General features: G+C 62.1%; 3 protein-coding genes. 1 reads left to right on the top strand and 2 read right to left on the bottom strand.

The features are described from left to right. The coding region (locus WCA53_RS33380) for a YifB family Mg chelatase-like AAA ATPase (protein WP_423922148.1) at window positions 1-1,386 on the bottom strand (1,386 nt) is incomplete at its 3' end. 97 nt (window positions 1,387-1,483) lie between these two features. After that, a complete protein-coding gene (locus WCA53_RS33375) occupies window positions 1,484-1,750 on the bottom strand; it encodes an accessory factor UbiK family protein (RefSeq protein ID WP_423922143.1) in 267 nt (88 codons plus the stop codon). Window positions 1,751-2,211: 461 nt separating this feature from the next. Between WCA53_RS33375 and WCA53_RS33370 the strand changes: the two genes are divergently transcribed. Beyond that, on the top strand, window positions 2,212-2,550 hold the full coding sequence (locus tag WCA53_RS33370; RefSeq protein WP_091009470.1) for a P-II family nitrogen regulator: 339 nt from the start codon (window positions 2,212-2,214) through the stop codon (window positions 2,548-2,550). Window positions 2,551-2,689 lie beyond the last annotated feature (139 nt).

Below are 2,689 nucleotides of genomic sequence, written 5' to 3'. Positions count from 1 at the left end.
ACAAACCGCGTCCGCCTCCCGCCCATCGAGTTCGCGGTTCGTTTTCCCCTGGCGCTCGAGTTGGCGTTCGCGCGCTGCGGCCACACGGCGAGCTACCGTGGCGCTGGATTCGCCGACGCATGCCGTTCTCGCCGACAACTCGGCCGGCGACAACGCCGGCAATTCAATCTGGATATCGATACGATCGAGCAGCGGGCCGGACAGCTTTCGCAAATAACGCGCAGCGAGTTCGGGCGTGCAGCGGCAGCGACCATTCGGATCGCCTCGCCAGCCGCACGGGCAGGGGTTCATCGCTGCGACCAATTGACACGCCGCCGGGAAATCTGCCTGGTGCGCCGCTCGAGAGATCGTGATGCGCCCGACTTCGAGCGGTTCACGCAAGCTTTCGAGTACTTTTCGGTCGAATTCGGGTAGTTCGTCGAGGAACAAAACGCCGAGATGGGCCAGCGTGATTTCGCCGGGCTGTGGCGGATTGCGGCCGCCGACGAGCGCGATCGAACTGGACGTGTGATGAGGCGCGCGAAACGGCCGTTGCCGCCATTTTGCGGGCGTAAAGCCGAGCATGCTGGCCGACAGAATGGCCGCCGCCGACAAAGCTTCGTCGTCGGTCATGGGTGGAAGAAGGCTTGGCAGGCGTGCGGCGAGCATCGATTTTCCGGCGCCCGGCGGCCCGACCATCAAGATGTGATGACCGCCAGCCGCCGCAACTTCCAGTGCCCGTCGAGCGCCCGGATGGCCGATGACATCGACGAGATCGGGCAACGGCGTGCGCCGTGACACAGGTTCGCCGCTGCGAACCGGCGTCAGGCGGCTATCGGCCGACCCGCACAGATGCGCACATAGCGTTGGCAAATCGGGCGCACCGAAGACGTCAATGCCCGGCACCAATGCCGCCTCAGCCGCACTGGCCAGCGGCAAATAGATCTCGGGCATGCGGATATCGGCGTCGCGAATGGAATCGCCCGGAGTACTGCCCGATAAGGCCGCGTACTGCCGCGCGGCGCCGCAAGCCATGGCGAACGAGCCGCGCATGGGCCGAAGCGCGCCAGACAGCGACAACTCCCCAGCAAATTCGCGATGTAGCAATGCCTCAACCGGGATCTGCCCGCTCGCCGCAAGAATGCCCAAAGCGATCGGCAAGTCGAAACGCCCCGACTCCTTGGGCAAGTCCGCGGGAGCAAGATTGACGGTAATACGACGGACGGGAAAGTCGAAACTGCAGTTCTGCAGCGCCGCACGGACGCGCTCGCGACTTTCGCGGACTTCCAGATCAGGCAAGCCGACGATTGAGAAAGACGGCAACCCATTGGCGAGATGAACCTCGACGGTCACCTCGGGCGCGCGCCCAGGGGCGGGCGCGCGGCTACGCACCACGGCAAGCGACATGACATTCCTCACTGCCGCCAACCCTCAACCCAAGGCGACGGCTCAATCAATCAACATCACGGCTCGCTTGGCCGATGACACGCTAACCACTGAACGCTTAGTCCTGCGAGCCAGACGCCGTACCGCCGCCCAGTTTCGCTTCCAGTTGCGCGACGCGTTGCTCGAGTTCTTCCAGCCGAGTGCGCGTGCGCATGAGCACTTGTGTCTGGGTATCGAATTCGTCGCGCGTCACGAGATCGAGCTTCGAAAATCCTTGCGAAAGCATTGCTTTCATATTGCGTTCAACGTCTTTCGCGGGCGAATTTCGCAGCAGTTCGCTCATCTTGTTCTGGAACTCATTGAACATGTCGTTGGGTTGTTTCATGTGGTTTTTCCTCTTGTGCACATTGTTAGTGCATTCATTGTTAGCTCAGTGCCACGGCAAACCGAATGATCCAATTTGGTGCGTTCGGTGCCCGCGTGATGACAATCAAATCGCGTGCAGGCGACCCGGAACAGCGCGCCGCATCGACTCGTCTGCCGGACCTTCCGAGCACTCTAGCAACGATCCATGGCGCGCGCCAGCGCATGCAACGCACGCTGGCCGTTCGGTCTGCGTTCGCGAATGGCACCCGCCCGGCCCCTTGTTGCACGGCCCGGACGCGCGCATGGCATACGAGTTGCATAGGTGGCCCGGGGCTTGTCCACGCGCGCTTTTCCGGGCGGTCGGCTATGCGGTGTGGCACGAGACGCCGCGAGCGGGGCAAGAGGAGATTGACGAATTAGGCATGGGACCAGATTAAAGCGCTAAAGCGCCAACCCTGTTCGACACACAGTGAGGAATACATGAAGCTCATTACCGCAATCATCAAGCCGTTCAAGCTCGACGAAGCGCGCGAAGCGCTGTCGGCAATTGGGGTCTCGGGCATCACCGTGACCGAGGTAAAAGGCTTCGGGCGTCAAAAGGGCCATACGGAGTTGTACCGTGGCGCCGAGTACGTGGTCGACTTCCTGCCGAAGGTGAAGATCGAAGCGGCCGTCTCCGACGACCTCGTCGACCAGGCGATCGAAGCGCTCGAACGCGCGGCGCGCACCGGCAAGATCGGAGACGGCAAGATCTTTGTCACTCCGATTGAACAAGTCATCCGTATCCGCACCGGTGAAACCGGCGCGGACGCTCTCTAATAAAAGACACGGCGATAAGAGGAAACCGAAGAATGCGTAAATTATTGATGTCCCTGTTAATGGCCGGGTCGCTGCTTGGAGCAGGCGTGGGTTCAGCGCTGGCCCAGGACGCGTCCGCCCCGGCAGCCGCGTCTGCCGC

The sequence above is a fragment of the Caballeronia sp. genome, from assembly GCF_049581465.1.
Lineage (GTDB): Bacteria > Pseudomonadota > Gammaproteobacteria > Burkholderiales > Burkholderiaceae > Caballeronia.
Note: the sequence above shows the minus strand (reverse complement) of the source record. Positions and strands in the feature narration are given on the sequence as shown.

What these genes read in the sequence shown, in the direction of transcription:
- WCA53_RS33370 (WP_091009470.1), top strand. Translation starts at nt 2,212, where the DNA reads ATGAAGCTCATTACCGCAATCATCAAGCCGTTCAAGCTCGACGAAGCG.
- WCA53_RS33375 (WP_423922143.1), bottom strand. Translation starts at nt 1,750, where the DNA reads ATGAAACAACCCAACGACATGTTCAATGAGTTCCAGAACAAGATGAGC.